The sequence below is a fragment of the Oleiphilus sp. HI0123 genome (assembly GCF_001635315.1).
The window spans coordinates 1-1,619 of record NZ_LWGE01001672.1 but is presented as its reverse complement, the minus strand read 5'-3'; the positions used below and the strand labels follow the sequence as shown (position 1 = coordinate 1,619).

The window sequence follows — 1,619 nt, the reverse complement described above, 5'->3', positions numbered from 1 at the left end:
TTTGTGGCTTAATCAGCATACTGATGATGCTGAAAAGTTAGCAGAGCTGTGTATCAGTAATGCTCAGAAGCGCCTAAAAGCAGCGAAGAAAGTTGTTCGTAAGAAAGTGACCTCCGGCCCGGCATTGCCTGGTAAGCTTGCTGATTGCTCTGGTGTAGAGACTATGAACTCCGAGTTGTTTCTAGTAGAGGGTGACTCGGCTGGTGGCTCAGCCAAACAGGCGCGTGACCGTGAATATCAAGCGATTATGCCGCTCAGAGGTAAGATCCTAAACACATGGGAAGTAGACTCTGGTCAGATTTTAGCCTCACAAGAAGTGCATGATATCGCAGTAGCCTTGGGGGTCGATCCAAATTCAGAGGACTTAGAAGGCCTACGTTACGGTAAAGTTTGTATCTTGGCAGATGCTGATTCAGATGGTCTTCATATCGCAACCTTACTTTGCGCTTTGTTTGTTAAACACTTTAGAACTTTGGTCGAACGTGGTCACGTGTTCGTTGCGATGCCACCATTATATCGAATTGATATCGGTAAAGAGGTTTATTACGCGTTAGACGAAGCTGAACGAAAGGGTATTCTTGACCGTATCGAAGCGGAAAAGAAAAGGGGAAAAATAAACGTCCAGCGCTTCAAAGGGCTAGGTGAAATGAACCCGCTTCAGCTGCGTGAAACAACAATGGCCCGTGACACTCGCCGCCTAGTGCAACTTACCATTGATGATCATGACCTCACCAACGAGAACATGGATATGTTATTGGGTAAAAAACGTGCCGCAGATCGTAAAGCCTGGTTAGAAGAGAAGGGCGATCTAGCTGAGATTTGATCTTAAATATTGGCCAAATAGCTTATCGGCTTAAAGCCATTCAAGTTCGTCAAGCGCTTTACGCGCTTCTGCAAGACTGCAATTAGTTTCAGCAACGAGCTGATTAACTGTAATCGCCGGTGCTTGGCGCGCAATGGTGACTAACTGTTCATGTGAGTGCGTCTTTTCTTGTTGCGCGAGCAACTTGGCAATCCATAGCCAGCTTGGCTCATCTGAGTTGTATAGTTCGTTGACAACCGTTTTCTTATCTTGATAAGACAGCTCTAGCTTCCAATTACGTGATCGACCTTTTCTAGTGAGTTTTCCTCCATTCTTTTTCAATAGAGCTTTTAATTGATCCGTATGTTTTGTGCGTCTTACTAAGCTGTTTAGTGTTATTTCTATATGAGTGTTCATATTGAGCTTGTGTACAAAACCTGTACTAACTTTTAAGGTGGTATAAATGTCACGAAAATGTCGACAGCTTTGTTTTCTAAAAATGTTTAGATATTCCATTATTGATTTTTAGATAGTCATAGTGACTATCATATCAAAAACTCGTTGCGGTCAATATTAAGCGTCAGGCAGAACGTACTATTAGATTTCCCTGAATAGTAACGATAAAAGCAAGCTCTTTGGCGAGTCAAATTTATACAGCGGGCGTATGGCTATGGGTGTGCCTTATTTATCGAAAAAAGCGCTAACCAATGTCAGGGGGCGTTAGGAAAAGGGTACTGCAGGGTAGATTGCAGTACCGTAAAGACTTAGTTTTACCTTGATGTGCAGTTACCCCACTTACACTCAATCAATACGTAAG

At 43.1% G+C, this 1,619-nt stretch carries 2 protein-coding genes; one reads left to right on the top strand and one right to left on the bottom strand.

What is annotated here, in order from left to right:
* On the top strand, positions 1–823 hold an 823-nt coding region (locus A3761_RS22595), incomplete at its 5' end, for a toprim domain-containing protein (RefSeq protein WP_231881291.1).
* A gap of 30 nt (positions 824–853) precedes the next feature.
* On the opposite strand, the gene A3761_RS22590 is transcribed toward A3761_RS22595, so the two are convergent.
* Positions 854–1,219 carry a ribosome recycling factor family protein gene (locus tag A3761_RS22590; RefSeq protein WP_068516094.1) on the bottom strand — a complete coding sequence of 122 codons (366 nt, stop codon included), beginning with the start codon at positions 1,217–1,219 and terminating at the stop codon, positions 854–856.
* Between the last annotated feature and the right edge of the window lie 400 nt (positions 1,220–1,619).